Below are 13828 nucleotides of genomic sequence, written 5' to 3' on the forward strand. Positions count from 1 at the left end.
GGCCGAGTCTCCGGCCCCGCGCTATCGTCCCGGCCCTCTTCCGGCGAAGCCTCTCCGCGCGAGGCGCCCTGCCCCTCGTCCCGCGACGCCCCGGGGCGAACCAGATCGGTCCGTGTGCTGGAGGTGCCGTCATCTTGGGGAGCGCCACCTGCGGGCGGGGCACTCTGCGGCTCGTTACGTCGGGCCGCAGGCCGAGGCGTGTCGGGGCGGTCTTGGGGAGGGGTGGGGGCGGACGTGTCGGTGGTCGGGGTGCTTGGGCGAGCTGGCGGCTCGGTCGGGTCGGCCGCTGCGTCCGAGGTGGCGGCGGTCTCCTGTGGGGGCGCGGGCGTGGGCTTGGGCGCGCTTCCCTCGGGTTTGGGGGTGCTTGGACGGGGTGTGGGTTGTGTCGGTGCGGTGCTTGAGGTCGGCTGTTCGGGCGCGGGCTGGTTCTCGTCGGCGGCCGCCTCGTCCCGTTCGGGCGTCTCGTCTTCCGGAGCGTCTTGGCGGGCGGGTTGAGGCGGTTCGGCCGTGTCCGAAGGGTCGTCCTTGTCCTGCGCGGGTTCGTCGTCCTGGGGCGGTTCCTCGTCCTGGGCGGGCTCCTGGGACGGGAACTGGACGTACCAGGTGGGCGGCTTGTCCGCCTCCGGGCGGGTGAGGTCGACCTTCGCGGGGGCGCGGAACTCGGCGGTCGCCGCGCGGGAGGCGTCTTGTTCGTCCTTCGTGCCGGACGTGTCCGGGTCCCGCTCGGCCTCGTCGTCCACGTCCAGACCCTCCTCGACTGGCAGGCGGAGCGGTCCCCCCGACAACCCCGTGCATATTGAAGGATGCGCAGTTTATCGGGAAGGTTCGCGCCGATCCGCGTGCGCGGCGGCCGTGTCCGTGAACCCGGACGGGGCGTTGCGGAGATACACCGCTGACAACGTCCCCCCACGGAAGGCCCGGTGCGCATGCCATGGCGGCCGCGATGACCGTACCTCCGACGGCTCAGGACAGCGACGCCGCCCTCATCGAGGGGTCGCTCGCCGATCCCGAGGCGTTCGCCGCGCTGTTCGACCGCTACTCCGCGGGCGGGACGCGCGGCCGGCGGCGACGCGGAGCACCGCGCCCGCGCCGGCTCGGGCGATCGACGTGCTGCTCCTCGGCGGGGTCCGGATGACGCTGCCCCGCCCGGTCGCCGACGCGAAGGCCGACCCGCCTGGAGTGGGAGCAGGAGGGCGCCGAGCGGATGTTCGCCCCGTTCAGGACGCGGTGAGTGATCCCGTTTCTGTCGGGTAGGGGCCGAATCATCCCCGGGCCGTCAGAAGCGATCCACGAGGCTAAGGAGTGAGCAGTCAATGGCCACGAAGATCCGCGAAATCATGACCGGTTCGCCGACCTCGGTGTCCCCGGAGCTCGACCTCGTGACGGTGGCGCGGGCGATGCGCGACGAGGACATCGGCGCGGTGCTGGTGGCGGACGGCGACGACCTCAAGGGCGTCGTCACGGACCGCGACCTGGTCGTGCGCGGGCTCGCGGCCGGCGGCGACCCGGCCGAGGCGAAGATCGGCGGCATCGCGAGCCGGGTGACCGCGACCATCGGCCCGGACGACTCGGTGGACAAGGCCGCGCAGATCATGCGGGAGCGGTCGGTGCGGCGGCTCCCGGTCATGGAGGACGGCCGTCCGGTGGGCATCGTGTCCATCGGCGACCTCGCGATGGAGGAGGACTCCACGTCGGCGCTCGCGGACATCAGCGCCGCTCGCGGCAACATCTGATGCGTTTCGGCACGTGAGACGGTCCGGCACGTGACCAGTGGGCGCGCCTGGAGGCCGCCACCGGTGCCCATCCTCCGGCCCCGGGCGCGCTCACTTCCGCGGCAGGACGGCCAGTAGCCGCTCCAGTTCCTCGTCGGTGTTGTAGTAGTGCACGGAGGCCCGCACGGCCGCCGGACGGGCGTCCGGGTCATATCCGTGTGAGAGCGGGTTCGTGACGGTGATGTTGACGTCGTGTTCCCTGGCGGCGGCCTTGATGGCGGCGGGGTCGTGGCCGTCCACACTGAACGTGACGATCCCGGACGGCCGCGCCCCCTTGTCGAGGACGGTGACGCCAGGGCGGACGGCCAGTTCCTCACGCAGCTCGGCTGCGAGCCGGGTCACATGGGTCTCGATGTCCGTCATCCCTAGGTCGGCCGCATAGTCGGCGGCGACGCCCAGCCCGATCTGCCCGGCGACATACCGCTCCCATGTCTCGAAGCGCCGGGCGTCGTCGCGCAGCTCGAAGCCGTCCGGCGCCTTCCAGGTGGCGGCGTGCAGGTCGAGGAACGGCGGGACGAGGGTCCGCAGGATGTCGCGGCGCACGTACAGGAACCCGGTACCGCGTGGACCGCGCAGGTACTTGCGGCCGGTCGCCGACAGCATGTCGCAGCCGATCTCGTCCACGTCGATGGCGAGCTGGCCCACCGACTGGCATGCGTCCAGGAGGTAGAGGACGCCGTGCTCCCGGCACAGCCGTCCGACCTCTGCGGCCGGGTTCACGAGTCCGTTGTGCGTGGGGATGTGGTTGAGCGACACGAGGCGGACGTCGCCCTTGCGGAGTTCGGCCTCCAGTGCGTCCAGTGAGAGGGTGCCGTCGGCCTCGTCCGGGACGACGTCCACCCGTGCGCCCTTGGCCGCCGCCATCTGCTGGTAGGCGATCGCGTTGCTGGAGTACTCGGTGGTCGTCGTCAGGATGCGGTCGCCGTCCGCGAAGGGGACCGAGTAGAACGCCATGTCCCATGCGCGGGTGGCGTTCTCCACGTAGGCGATCTCGTCCGCGCTCGCGCCGACGAGCCCGGCCACCGCGTCGTAGAAGTGCCGGACGGCCGCCTCGTTCCGCTCGGCCGCCTCGTACGCGCCGATCGTCGACTCCAGTGCGAAATGCCGGTTGACGGCCTCGATGACCGGGCTGGGGGGCAGTGCGGCGCCGGCGTTGTTGAGATGCGCGACCGCCGCGCAGCCGGGGGTGTCCGTCCGGAGCCTCGCGATATCCACAGGTGCCCGTTCCTCCGAGAAATGTCGTACCCCCGCGCGATGCTGGACGCGGCGATGACTTGACCTCAACCTTTCTTGAGGTCTCATGCTTGCTGTTCCAGGCTAACGATCACCAGGGGACCTCATGGACATGGAAGTCACGGCGTGGATGTCGCTGCACCACGCCATGAACGCACGGGACAGCAGGCCGTTCTCCAAGGCGACGCTGCGCCGCATCGGCCGGTTCGCCCGCCCGCACCGGCGGCCGCTGGCCGCCTTCCTCTTCCTCAGCGTGGTGATGGCGGTCATCGCGGTCGCGACGCCCGTCCTCGCCGGGTGGGTGGTCAACGCGATCGTCGACCGCGCCGCGACGTCCACCGTCGTGTGGCTGGCCGCGATCATCGCCGTCCTCGCGGTCGCCGAGGGCGGGCTGGGCCTCGCCAACCGGTGGCTGTCCGCGCGCATCGGCGAGGGGCTCATCCTCGACCTGCGCACCTCCGTGTTCGACCACGTCCAGCGCATGCCCGTCGCGTTCTTCACCCGGACCCGCACCGGCGCCCTGGTCAGCCGTCTCAACAACGACGTGATCGGCGCCCAGCGCGCCTTCAGCGACACCCTCTCCGGCGTGGTCAGCAACATGGTCACGGTGCTGCTCACGTTCGCCGTGATGGTGCGCATCTCCTGGCAGATCACCCTGCTCGCCCTGGTCCTGCTGCCCGTCTTCGTCCTCCCGGCCCGCCGGATGGGCACCCGCCTGGCCCGCCTCGAACGCGAGGCCGCCGCGCACGACGCCGCGATGAGCACGCAGATGACCGAGCGCTTCTCCGCCCCCGGTGCGACGCTGGTGAAGCTGTTCGGGCGCCCGGCCCGCGAGTCCGCGGAGTTCGCCGCCCGCGCCCGCCGCGTCCGCGACATCGGCGTCCGCACCGCGATGGTGCAGCACGTCTTCATCACGGCGCTCACCATGGTCTCCGCCCTGGCGCTCGCCCTCGTCTACGGCCTCGGCGGCTTCCTCTCCCTGCGCGACCACCTCGACGCCGGCGCCGTCGTCGCCCTCGCCCTCCTGCTCACCCGCCTCTACGCGCCGCTGACCGCCCTCGCCAGTTCCCGCGTCGAGGTGATGAGCGCCCTGGTCAGCTTCGAGCGCGTCTTCGAGATCCTCGACCTGGAGCCGCTCGTCGCCGAGCGCCCCGAGCCCCGCACCGTCCCGGACGGCCCGATCTCGGTCGAGTTCGACAACGTCCGCTTCGCCTACCCGTCCGCCGACAAGGTCTCCCTGGCCTCCCTCGAAGAGGTCGCCACCCTCGACACCCGCGGCGGCGTCGACGTCCTGCACGACCTCTCGTTCCGCGCCGAACCCGGCCAGATGATCGCGCTGGTCGGCTCGTCCGGCGCGGGCAAGTCGACGATCGCCCAGTTGCTGCCGCGCCTCTACGACGTCGACTCCGGCGCCGTCCGCCTGGGCGGCGTGGACGTCCGCGACCTCTCCTTCGAGGCCATCCGCGCGACGCTCGGCATGGTCACGCAGGACGGCCACCTGTTCCACGAGTCGATCCGCGCGAACCTCGTCCTCGCCCGGCCCGAGGCCACCGACGACGAACTGTGGGACGTCCTGCGCCGCGCCCGCCTCGACGCCCTCATCGAGAGCCTGCCGGACGGCCTCGACACCATCGTCGGCGAACGCGGCTACCGACTCTCCGGCGGCGAGCGCCAGCGCCTCACCATCGCCCGCCTCCTCCTCGCCCGCCAGCGCGTCGTCATCCTGGACGAGGCCACCGCCCACCTCGACTCCACCTCCGAGGCCGCCGTCCAGGAGGCCCTCGCCGAGGCCCTCGACGGCCGCACCGCCGTCATCATCGCCCACCGCCTGAGCACCGTCCGCGCCGCCGACCTCATCCTGGTCATCGAAGACGGCCGGATCATCGAACGCGGCACCCACGACGACCTCCTCGCCGCGGACGGCCGCTACGCCGACCTCTACAACACCCAGTTCGCCAACAACCCACCCCTAGAGCCGGTCGCCTGACCCGCCGACCGGGCGGCTCGCCCATCGCCACGTCCCCGCGCCGGGTCGGGGGCGTGGCGGCTTGGGGGTGAGTGCGGGGGCGGGGTTTGGGGGTGAGGGCAGGGGCACTAGTGGCGTGGAAGGAATCGTCGGCGTCCCGGCGGGCTGCGGGGCGCCCTCGGGGTGGGCCGCGAGCGGCTCGGCGCGGAGCTGGGGGGACACGGAGATGGTGGATCGAGATCGACTGCCGGCGCCCGAACGGGGGCTGGTGCTGACGCATTTCCTCACCGTGCGGGACGTGGCGCGCTCCCGCCGGTTCTACGCGGACGTCTTCGGCGGCGAAGTGGTCCTGGAGGAGAACCCGGCCATCGTGAAGGTCGCCAACACGTGGATCATCATGAACCCGGGCGGCGGCCCCACCCCAGACAAACCCGACATCACGCTGACGCCCCCGGAACCCGGCGACCCCGTCTCGGCCTTCATGAACGTGCGCGTGGCCGACATCGCCGCGTTCCATGCCGAGGCCACCGCGCGGGGCGCCGAGTTCCTGACGGAGCCGATCGACCGCAAGGCCGAGGTCCGCTGCTACATGCGCGACCCGGACGGCCACCTCATCGAGGTCGGCCAGGCCACCGGAATGCTGGAAGGCGTCTACGCCGACCCGCCCGCCGACCGCTCCACCTAATGGCGGTCACCGGGTTGAGCCTCGCTGGCAGACTCGGTGCCTGGTAACCGCCGGTGATTGAGCGCCTCCTTCACCTGGGCCTTGGAGCCCTGGGGTCAGATCGTGCCCCTTCCGGTGGTCAGGTGAGGTCTGTGAGGAGGGCTTGCAGGGAGCGGAGGACGCCGCCGCGCCAGCCGCTCCCCATGCCGCGGAAGGCGTAGGCGTTGACGGGGTCGTCCAGGTCGAAGCCCGCGTGCTCGATGAACAGGCGCGTGCCGTGGCCTTCGGGGACGAGCCGCCAGGTCACCGTCGTGTCGAGACCGCCGCCGTTCCAGCTGATCCGCAGCAGGCGCTCCGCGTCGAGGTCGAGGACCCGGCACTCGATCGTCCCGTCGAAGGCGACGTTCGGGATCGGCCGTGCGGCGAACGTGAAGCGGTGTCCGGTGACGGGCTTGAAGTCGTTCGGCATCAGCCAGCGGGCCAGCAGGTCGGGCTCGGTCAGCGCCCGCCAGACACTGGCCGGCGGATGCGGCAGGAACTCGTCCACCTCGATCGACGCGCGTGCGTCGCTCATGCCGCCTCCGTTCTGGCGCCTTCTCCGAAACGCGTTGCCGCCGCCACCGCGCCATGTCCGGCGGGAGTCGGTGACGGTGCTGAGGTTCTGACACGGCCGCCGCGCTTGAGCGGGGCGGCGGTTTCGGCGGGAAGGGTCACAGGTCCTCCTCGTCGAGGAGCCGGCGCAGGTCGGCGAGCTTCTCGCGCCAGAACCGCTCGTACGGGGTGAGCCACTCCGACAGTTCACGGAGGGGAGCGGGCTCCAGCCGGTAGATGCGCCGCCGGCCGTGCCGCTGCTCGGTGACGAGCCCCGCGTCGCGCAGCACCCTCAGGTGCTCCGACACGCTCGGGCGGCTCATCGCGAAGTGCGCGGCGAGGTCGTTGACCGGCCGCGGGCCGTCCAGCAGGAGGGCCGTGAGCTCCCGGCGGACGGGGCTGGCCAGCGCCGCGAAGACGTCGGTGCTCACCGTTCGGCCAGCACGATGCCGTTGCCGTCGGGGTCGGTGAGCGTGGCCTGGCGGCCCCACGGGAGGTCGTGCGGCCCGTCGACCTCGACGCCGGCGCCGCGCAGTCTCTCGCAGTCGGCGTCGAGGCCGGACGTCTCCAGCATCAGCCCCTGGACGCTCCCCGGCGGCGCCGGGACGTGGTCGGCGAGGACGACGCCCGTCTCCGCGCCCTCGGGGGCGAGTTGCAGCCAGCGGACGGGGCCCGTCGAGCGGTCCATGACGACGTCGAAGCCGAGCGCGCCCGAGTAGAAGTCCTTGGCCGCGTCCAGGTCGGAGACGGGGACGGGGACGGTCAGCAGCCGCACACGTGTGATGTTCATGCGTCCGACAATAGGTAGGGCATCTCCTACGTGTCAAGCGTAGGCATCTGCCTACGCGTCCCGTGTTTAGGGGGTGGACGCGGAGGCAGGGTGGAGTCATGCGAGCCGTCACCTATGACTCCTACGCCCCCGACAACTCGCGGCTGAAGGTCGCGGACGTCCCGGACCCGAAGGTCGGCCCCGGCCAGGTGCTGATCGAGGTCCGCGCCGCCGGGGTCAACCCGGTCGACTGGAAGGTCATGGCCGGCGGCCTCGACGGGATGATGGACGCGATGTTCCCCGTCGTCCCCGGCTGGGACGTCGCCGGGGTCGTCCGCGCGCTCGGCCCCGACACGCCCGAGTTCGCCCCCGGCGACGAGGTCATGTCCTACGCCCGCAAGGACGTCGTGGGCGCCGGGACGTTCGCGCGGTACGTCGCGGTCTCCGCCGACGACGTGGCGCGCAAGCCGCCGTCGCTCGGCTGGAACGAGGCGGGCGGGCTGCCGCTGGCGGGCATGACCGCGCAGCGCGCCCTGGACCGGCTGGACGTCGGCGAGGACGACGTCCTGCTCGTCCACGCGGCGTCCGGCGGGGTCGGGAGTTTCGCGGTGCAGATAGGGCGCGACCGCGGCGTCCGCGTCATCGGCACCGCGTCCGAGAAGAACCACGACTACCTGCGGGAACTCGGCGCCGAACCGGTCGCCTACGGGGACGGGCTGGTGGAGCGCGTCCGCGAGATGGCGCCCGGCGGAGTGACCGCGGTCGCCGACTTCGTGGGCGGCCGGCTGGACACCACCCTCGCCGTCCTGGCCGCCGGAGGGCGGCACGTGTCCGTCGCCGACAACACCGTGGACGAGCACGGCGGCCACTGGATCTGGGTCCGGCCGGACGGCGGCAAGCTCGCCGACCTCGCCCGCCTCGCCGACCGCGGCGCGCTCAAGGTCGAGGTGGCCGAGACGTTCCCGCTGGAGGAGACGGGCGCCGCCTTCGACGCCAGCCGTGGCGGGCACACGCGCGGCAAGCTCGTCATCACCCCTTGAGGCCCGGCGAGTCCTTCTGGACCTGCACGGAAACCGATCACAACCCGCGGTTTTTGAGCCGTCCGGGCGAGTTCATCCTCGAACGGTTCATCGGGCGTGAACTGGACGTATACAGCCTCATGCCGCAGGGTAGCGGAGACCATTGCGAAGGCCATCGATGCGCCGGAGAATGGATCACCAAGGACGTCCTGTAAACGTCGGTGACCGCCCTCACCCAGTGGATGACCTATTCGATCCCGGCCCCGGATATGAGCATTCCCCGCCGCCGCGCACCGGCGCTTCTCGACAGCCGCTTCGTCATCGCTCAAGCGGCGGGCGACTAGACCGGGCACGCGCCGCCCCGCCGCTCGACCGTGTCCGGAACAGGCCACCGGCAGCACCCCGCCACCCGTTGATCCCGAGGTCGCGGACGTCGGCGCACGTGTGGCCGCATGCGGCCACACAGTGATCGTCTTTTCAGGCACTCATTTTGTCTGTTTCCGGCCCGCCGTATCTCGCGAATAGGCCGACATGCTGATCAGCGAGTTGGTACCTTGTGCGCGCCTTCTGCTTCTGCGCTGCTCTACCCACCGAGGGGACGGAGATGGCATCGGCGTGCTTCGGCGTGCGTCCTTCGAGGTCGGCGGAGGACCTCGGCCGCGCTCCGGACAAGTTGATGATAATTCAATGACCGAAGCCCGGTCCGGCGGGGGTGAGCGGATGAACGGGGGTGCCGGACGGGGTTTCTCGGTGCTCGTCGTGGACGACGACTTCCGGGTGGCCGAAGTGCACGCCGGATACGTCAAGAGCGTGCCCGGTTTCCGGGTGGCGGGGCAGGCGGGTTCGGCGGCCGAGGCCCGCGCGCTGGCGGCGGAGCTCCGGCCGGACCTGGTCCTCCTCGACATCTACCTGCCCGACGAGTCGGGCCTCAGCCTGCTGGGCCGCCTCGACGCGGACGTCATCCTCGCCACCGCGGCCGCCGACGCCGAGTCGGTGCGGACCGCGCTGTCCCGCGGCGTCCACCACTACCTGGTCAAGCCGTTCACCGGCGCGGACCTCGCCGAGCGCCTCACCGCGTACGCGCGGTTCCGCCGCCGGCTCGCCGTGAGCCGGGAGCTGAGCCAGCCCGACATCGACGGCGCGCTGCGCACGCTGCACGGCGGGCAGCAGCAGACCGACCCGGACGGCGGCGGCCGCGTCCAGGTCACCAGCCGGCTGGTGCTGGAGGCGCTCGAACGCGCCGGCGGGCCGCGGTCGGCCGCCGAGATCGGGGCGGAGATCGGCATCTCGCGCACCACCGCGCAGCGGTACCTGGCGTCCCTCGCCCAGGCGGGGAAGGCGCAGGTCACGCTCCGGTACGGGAGCACCGGGCGGCCCGAGCACCAGTACGTCCACCATCCGGACTAGGCCGCCGCGCGCCGCGCGGGCGGGCGCAGCGAGCGGAACCCGACCCGCATCCGGTGCCAGGCGCCGCCCGCCGCCGCCCGCCCGGACCGTTCGGCGAGGCCGGAGAGGAAGGCGTCGATCGCGTCCGCCGCCCACGCCGAGTGGCCGGTCGCCACGTTGTCGATGGTGTTGTGGACGTCGGCGTACCGGCTGCTGAACCCGTGGGCGCGCAGCGCGGCCCGGTCGCGCCGGTACGTGCCGCCGACGCCCGACATCTCCATCGCCAGGTTCAGCCCGAGCGTCTCCGGCAGGAACGTCCGCGGGAACCTGCCGAGCGCCAGCCAGTACACCGGCAGCTCGAACGACTCGTCGCGGAAACCGGGCCATTCGGCGAACTCCCGGGACGCGGTCGGCGGAAGGTCCAGGCCCATGTCCCGCATCAGGGCGCGGTAGATGAGCGGGTGGTTGAGCGTCAGCTCGCCGTTGCCCAGCTCGTCCCAGTACGTGGCGAAAAGGAACCGGCCGAGGTCGGAGACCGCGTGGCGGTGGTCGGTGAACCCGCTCAGCCATCCGCCGTCGATGAGGTTCAGCGGCGCGAGCTGGACGAAGGCGTCCACGACCTCCTCGCGCGGCGGGACGGGCAGCTCCTCGCCGGCCCGGAACTGCTCGTCGTGCCGGTCGTGCTGATCCCGCAGCCAGGACCGCAGCGCGCCGGGCCGCCACTCCCGGGGCGGGCTCTTCACCCGCTCGATCCCGGCGCCCGACCGCCGCAGCCACCCCTCCACGTAGTCGAGCGCGTACCGGTTCACGGCCGGCGAGTCGTCACGGCGGAGCAGCCTCCGGTACGCCTCCCGCAACGACCCGGGCGCACCCTCTGGCGCGTTCGGCGTCACGTTCTCGGAACCGGGCGGTGGCGGGACGTGTATCGCGGCGGTGGCCTTCGTGAGTTCGGCCGGTCCCGGCCCGGTGGGCACGGGTGGGGCGGCGTCGGCGGGCTCCGGGTCCGGGCGCTCGCCGGTCGCCGGGGCGGCGAGGGAGGTGATCCAGCGCCGGAGGACGGCCAGGTCGTCGGGGGAGAAGACGCGGAACATCGGGCCGTCGCCCGCGAGCAGGCCGCGCACCAGCGGGCTCGCGTCCGGGCGGCCCGGCCGGACGAACCGGCTGGCGGCCAGGGCGCCGACGAGCCCCTCGCAGTCGGTGGCGAACCAGGCCGACAGCGGGCGGCCGTCCAGCAGGAGGTCGTGGTGGTACGCCGACGCCTCGCGCGCCCGCAGCCGCAGCAGCTCCGCCATCTCGTACGCCGGGTCGTTCGCGCGGGCGGCGAGCGCGTGCAGCTCGGCGGTCCACGCGCGCAGCTCCCGGAACGTCCAGCGCAGCCCGCGCCACGGCCGGTCGCCGCCGTGGTCGCGCAGGTACGAGCGGACCGCCGCGAGCGACCGGCCGGCGGCGTCCGGCCGGTCCGGCCCGCCGGCGGAGGGGGAGCCGCCGAGGTCGAGGGCCGCCCATGTCCCCGCCGTCCCGGCGCCGTCCCCGAGGACGGCGCGGACGGCGCGCAGCGGCGGGAGCAGCCCGGCCCACCGCAGGCACAGGTCGGCGCCGAGGAGCTCGGGCGTGAACGTGCCCGGGTACCGGCTCATCGCCAGCAGCAGCGCGGGCAGGCGGAAGGCCCGGTCGGCGATCTGCCGGTCCGCGGCCGGCCGTTCGGCGGGGACGAGGCGTCCGCCCAGGCCGGCGTCCTCCAGCAGCCGCCGGTACCGGGCCGCGCGGTCGGCGCCCGGCCGACCGGCCCCGACGTCCTCCGCGTACAGGCCGAGGACGTGCATGGTCAGCTCGTCCTCGGTGTTGCCGGAGCCCGCGAGCCACTGCAGCCACGCGCCGGCCTTCAGGGCCAGCGGCGCGCAGTTCAGCAGGATCCGCCGGACGGCAGGCGGACCGAGCACCGACCGGAAGCGCGCGGTCTCGGCGCCGGCCCACGCGATGACCGCCCGCCGCGGATCCCCCGGTTCCGGGTCGCCGGCACGGATCTCCGCGGTCAGCTCGTCCAGGATCGGGCCCGGCCAGAAGTCCTGCTCCGGGTCGTCCGCCCACAGGTACAGGTCGCGGAAGGCGGCCGGGTCGCCGTCCGCGATGCTCGGGGGCCTCACAGCAGCTCGGCGTTCGTCCGGGGCCGCCCGCTGGTGCGGCCGCGCGTGTCGAAGAGGAACCGGGCGCTCCCGGTCAGCAGTTCGTCGGTGTAGGCGCGGTGGTCGGTGAGCAGGATCGTCAGATCCGCCGTCTCCAGCGCGCCGCGCAGGTCGTCCTCGCAGGTCAGCCGGGATTCACCGACCTGCCACGACTCGACGTACGGGTCGTGGTACGACAGCCGCGCGCCCTGCCGGGCCAGCCGCTCGGCGACCCGCCGCGCCGGGGACTCGCGCTCGTCGGCGATGTCGGCCTTGTACGTGACGCCCAGCAGCAGGACCCGCGCGCCGCGCAGCGGCATGCCCCGGTTGTTGAGCAGCTGCTGCGCCCGGTGCACCACGTACCGCGGCATCCCGGTGTTGATCTCCTGGGCCAGCTCGACGAAGCGGAACGAGTAGCCGATCGTCCGCACCTTGTACGCCAGGTAGTTCGGGTCGATGGGGATGCAGTGCCCGCCGACGCCCGGCCCGGGGAAGAACGACTGGAAACCGAACGGCTTGGTGGCCGCGCAGGAGATCGCGTCCCACAGGTCGACGCCGAGTTCGTGGCAGAGCACGCTCATCTCGTTGACCAGCGCGATGTTGACGTGCCGGTAGGTGTTCTCCAGCAGCTTCGCCATCTCCGCCTCGCGGGTGCCCTTGGCGAGGGTGATCCGCTCGACGAACTTGCCGTAGAACGCCTCCGCCGCCGCGGCGCAGGTCGGCGTGCAGCCGCCGACGATCTTGGGGGTGTTGGCGACCCCGTACAGCGGGTTGCCGGGGTCGATGCGCTCGGGGGAGAAGGCCAGGTGGAAGTCCCGCCCGGCGGCGAGACCGGACTCCTCCAGGATCGGCCGCACGACCTCCTCGGTCGTCCCCGGGTACGTGGTGGACTCCAGGACGACCAGGGTGCCGGGCGTCAGCCGTCCGGCGACGTCCCGCGCCGCGCCGCACACGGCCGCGAGGTCCGGGCCGCCTTCGGGGGCCAGCGGCGTCGGCACGCAGATCACGATGGTCTGCGCCGTGCGCAGCACCTCCGGGTCCGCCGACGCCCGGAAGCCCGTGCCGGCCATCGCGGCGACGTCGGCGTCCGGCACGTCGTCGACGTGGGACCGGCCCGCCGTGAGGCCGGACACCACGGCGGGGTCGCGGTCCAGGCCGCCCACGGTCAGCCCGGCCCGCCACGCCTCCCGCGCGAGCGGCAGCCCGACGTACCCGAGACCCACCACCACGAGGTCCACGGCAGCGGCCCCCTTCACACGATGACCCGGCTGGACGGGGAGTCGCGCATGTCGCGGGACGTCCGCAGGTCGCGGGTGACCAGGGTCTTCTTCAGCCAGCGGTCGGTGCCGTCGAAGCGCGCCTCGAACGCGGCCCGGCCGTGCACCGCCAGGTAGTTGTCGACGACGAGCAGCGTCCCCGGCTCGATCTCGATGTTCTGCTGGACCCGGTTCAGCTCGCCGACCAGCCGCCGCAGCGCCCCCTCCGCGGCCGGGCCGCCGTCCGCGCACCGCATGAAGTAGGGGTCGATCCGCAGGTACGGCGAGCCGGGCGCGCCGAACAGCACCGGGACGGGCTCCGGCTCGTCCCGCATCTTCCGGGCGCGCACCAGGCTCGGGTGGTCGGGATGGATCGCGGCCATCTGCCGGAGGTGCTCGTTGTCCGGCATGATGTGGAAGAGGGGGCGCCGCAGGATCTCCATGTCGGCCTCGTCCAGCCGGACGGACCGGATCGACGAGACGAGCGTCGGCACCCGGTCGCGGTTCCGCATGCCGAACAGCAGCAGGTAGTCGCAGCGGTACGGGTGGAAGCCGTCCTCGGTGTGCCACTCCAGGAGCACCTGCCCGTGGCCGCTCTGCTCGGTCTCGTCGCCCTGGATCGGCACCACGTTGTGGACGAGCCGTCCGCCCTGGAGCGTCGACCAGCTGAACGTGTCGCCGGTCAGGCACATCGCGAGCAGCCCCAGCACGAACTCCTCGCGGCGGCCGCGGCCCTGCGCCGCCGCCTCGGCCCAGCCGGCCGGGGTCGGCCCGATCTCGTCGTCGCGGACGGGCCAGCCGTGCACCAGGCAGGCGGCGGCGCGCTCGTGCCGGCAGAACTCCGCGAGGAACCGGCGCACACCGGTCGGGACCATCGCGGTCAGCTCCCATGCCTGGTCGAAGAACCGCGGGTCGGCGGGGTCGATCTCCATCGAGTCGAGCTTGTCGACCAGTGCTTCGAGCTCGCCGACGTCCGCGAGGGACATCGTGTACGAGAGGGGCGTGTCCAT

At 72.7% G+C, this 13828-nt stretch carries 14 protein-coding genes; 7 read left to right on the forward strand and 7 right to left on the reverse strand.

Annotated elements, in window-relative coordinates:
• Window positions 1–943: 943 nt before the first annotated feature.
• Complete coding sequence (locus tag ACA511_RS08780) at window positions 944–1135, forward strand: hypothetical protein (RefSeq protein ID WP_375023556.1); 192 nt, start codon at window positions 944–946, stop codon at window positions 1133–1135.
• A 178-nt stretch (window positions 1136–1313) separates the two neighbouring features.
• Window positions 1314–1733: a CBS domain-containing protein gene (locus tag ACA511_RS08785; protein ID WP_375023558.1), complete on the forward strand. Its 420-nt coding sequence runs from the start codon at window positions 1314–1316 to the stop codon at window positions 1731–1733.
• 90 nt (window positions 1734–1823) lie between these two features.
• Here the strand turns inward: ACA511_RS08785 and ACA511_RS08790 are convergent, their stop codons facing one another.
• Window positions 1824–2987 (reverse strand): aminotransferase class V-fold PLP-dependent enzyme, encoded by a 1164-nt coding sequence (locus tag ACA511_RS08790; RefSeq protein WP_375023559.1) that lies wholly within the window; start codon window positions 2985–2987, stop codon window positions 1824–1826.
• A 124-nt stretch (window positions 2988–3111) separates the two neighbouring features.
• Here ACA511_RS08790 and ACA511_RS08795 point away from each other — a divergent pair, with 124 nt between their 5' ends.
• Both ACA511_RS08795 and ACA511_RS08800 read left to right on the forward strand, forming a co-directional pair.
• Window positions 3112–4992 carry an ABC transporter ATP-binding protein gene (locus ACA511_RS08795; protein ID WP_375023560.1) on the forward strand — a complete coding sequence of 627 codons (1881 nt, stop codon included), beginning with the start codon at window positions 3112–3114 and terminating at the stop codon, window positions 4990–4992.
• 205 nt (window positions 4993–5197) lie between these two features.
• Complete coding sequence (locus tag ACA511_RS08800; protein WP_375023561.1) at window positions 5198–5656, forward strand: VOC family protein; 459 nt, start codon at window positions 5198–5200, stop codon at window positions 5654–5656.
• Window positions 5657–5774: 118 nt separating this feature from the next.
• On the opposite strand, the gene ACA511_RS08805 is transcribed toward ACA511_RS08800, so the two are convergent.
• The 3 genes from ACA511_RS08805 to ACA511_RS08815 all read right to left on the reverse strand — a co-directional run bounded on the left by ACA511_RS08805 (window position 5775) and on the right by ACA511_RS08815 (window position 7016).
• Window positions 5775–6209, reverse strand: a complete 435-nt coding sequence (locus tag ACA511_RS08805) for an SRPBCC domain-containing protein (RefSeq protein ID WP_375023562.1) — start codon at window positions 6207–6209, stop codon at window positions 5775–5777.
• Between the two features lie 136 nt (window positions 6210–6345).
• Window positions 6346–6657: an ArsR/SmtB family transcription factor gene (locus tag ACA511_RS08810; protein WP_375023563.1), complete on the reverse strand. Its 312-nt coding sequence runs from the start codon at window positions 6655–6657 to the stop codon at window positions 6346–6348.
• A complete protein-coding gene (locus ACA511_RS08815) occupies window positions 6654–7016 on the reverse strand; it encodes a VOC family protein (RefSeq protein WP_375023564.1) in 363 nt (120 codons plus the stop codon). The genes ACA511_RS08810 and ACA511_RS08815 overlap by 4 nt, the downstream gene beginning before the upstream one ends.
• Window positions 7017–7114: 98 nt before the next feature.
• On the opposite strand from ACA511_RS08815, the gene ACA511_RS08820 reads away from it, so the two are divergent.
• The 3 genes from ACA511_RS08820 (at window position 7115) to ACA511_RS08830 (ending at window position 9421) form a co-directional block, all read left to right on the forward strand.
• Window positions 7115–8035, forward strand: a complete 921-nt coding sequence (locus ACA511_RS08820) for an NADP-dependent oxidoreductase (protein WP_375023565.1) — start codon at window positions 7115–7117, stop codon at window positions 8033–8035.
• Between the two features lie 200 nt (window positions 8036–8235).
• Entirely contained in the window at window positions 8236–8358 is a 123-nt protein-coding gene (locus ACA511_RS08825) for a hypothetical protein (RefSeq protein ID WP_375023566.1), read from the forward strand.
• A gap of 343 nt (window positions 8359–8701) precedes the next feature.
• Window positions 8702–9421 carry a response regulator gene (locus ACA511_RS08830; protein WP_375023567.1) on the forward strand — a complete coding sequence of 240 codons (720 nt, stop codon included), beginning with the start codon at window positions 8702–8704 and terminating at the stop codon, window positions 9419–9421.
• Here the strand turns inward: ACA511_RS08830 and ACA511_RS08835 are convergent.
• From ACA511_RS08835 to gntD, 3 genes are read right to left on the reverse strand one after another with little or no spacing between them, the layout of a single operon-like run.
• Window positions 9418–11544: an iron-containing redox enzyme family protein gene (locus tag ACA511_RS08835; RefSeq protein WP_375023568.1), complete on the reverse strand. Its 2127-nt coding sequence runs from the start codon at window positions 11542–11544 to the stop codon at window positions 9418–9420. The genes ACA511_RS08830 and ACA511_RS08835 overlap by 4 nt on opposite strands.
• A complete protein-coding gene (locus ACA511_RS08840) occupies window positions 11541–12800 on the reverse strand; it encodes a nucleotide sugar dehydrogenase (protein ID WP_375023569.1) in 1260 nt (419 codons plus the stop codon). The genes ACA511_RS08835 and ACA511_RS08840 overlap by 4 nt, the downstream gene beginning before the upstream one ends.
• 14 nt (window positions 12801–12814) lie before the next feature.
• Complete coding sequence (gene gntD / locus ACA511_RS08845) at window positions 12815–13828, reverse strand: guanitoxin biosynthesis L-enduracididine beta-hydroxylase GntD (RefSeq protein WP_375023570.1); 1014 nt, start codon at window positions 13826–13828, stop codon at window positions 12815–12817.

The organism is Actinomadura sp. GTD37, from assembly GCF_041951365.1.
In the GTDB taxonomy this organism is placed as follows: domain Bacteria; phylum Actinomycetota; class Actinomycetes; order Streptosporangiales; family Streptosporangiaceae; genus Spirillospora.

What these genes read in the sequence shown, in the direction of transcription:
- ACA511_RS08785 (WP_375023558.1), top strand. Translation starts at nt 1,314, where the DNA reads ATGGCCACGAAGATCCGCGAAATCATGACCGGTTCGCCGACCTCGGTG.
- ACA511_RS08805 (WP_375023562.1), bottom strand. Translation starts at nt 6,209, where the DNA reads ATGAGCGACGCACGCGCGTCGATCGAGGTGGACGAGTTCCTGCCGCAT.
- gntD (WP_375023570.1), bottom strand. Translation starts at nt 13,828, where the DNA reads ATGGACACGCCCCTCTCGTACACGATGTCCCTCGCGGACGTCGGCGAG.
- ACA511_RS08815 (WP_375023564.1), bottom strand. Translation starts at nt 7,016, where the DNA reads ATGAACATCACACGTGTGCGGCTGCTGACCGTCCCCGTCCCCGTCTCC.
- ACA511_RS08795 (WP_375023560.1), top strand. Translation starts at nt 3,112, where the DNA reads ATGGACATGGAAGTCACGGCGTGGATGTCGCTGCACCACGCCATGAAC.
- ACA511_RS08820 (WP_375023565.1), top strand. Translation starts at nt 7,115, where the DNA reads ATGCGAGCCGTCACCTATGACTCCTACGCCCCCGACAACTCGCGGCTG.
- ACA511_RS08780 (WP_375023556.1), top strand. Translation starts at nt 944, where the DNA reads ATGACCGTACCTCCGACGGCTCAGGACAGCGACGCCGCCCTCATCGAG.
- ACA511_RS08830 (WP_375023567.1), top strand. Translation starts at nt 8,702, where the DNA reads ATGACCGAAGCCCGGTCCGGCGGGGGTGAGCGGATGAACGGGGGTGCC.
- ACA511_RS08800 (WP_375023561.1), top strand. Translation starts at nt 5,198, where the DNA reads ATGGTGGATCGAGATCGACTGCCGGCGCCCGAACGGGGGCTGGTGCTG.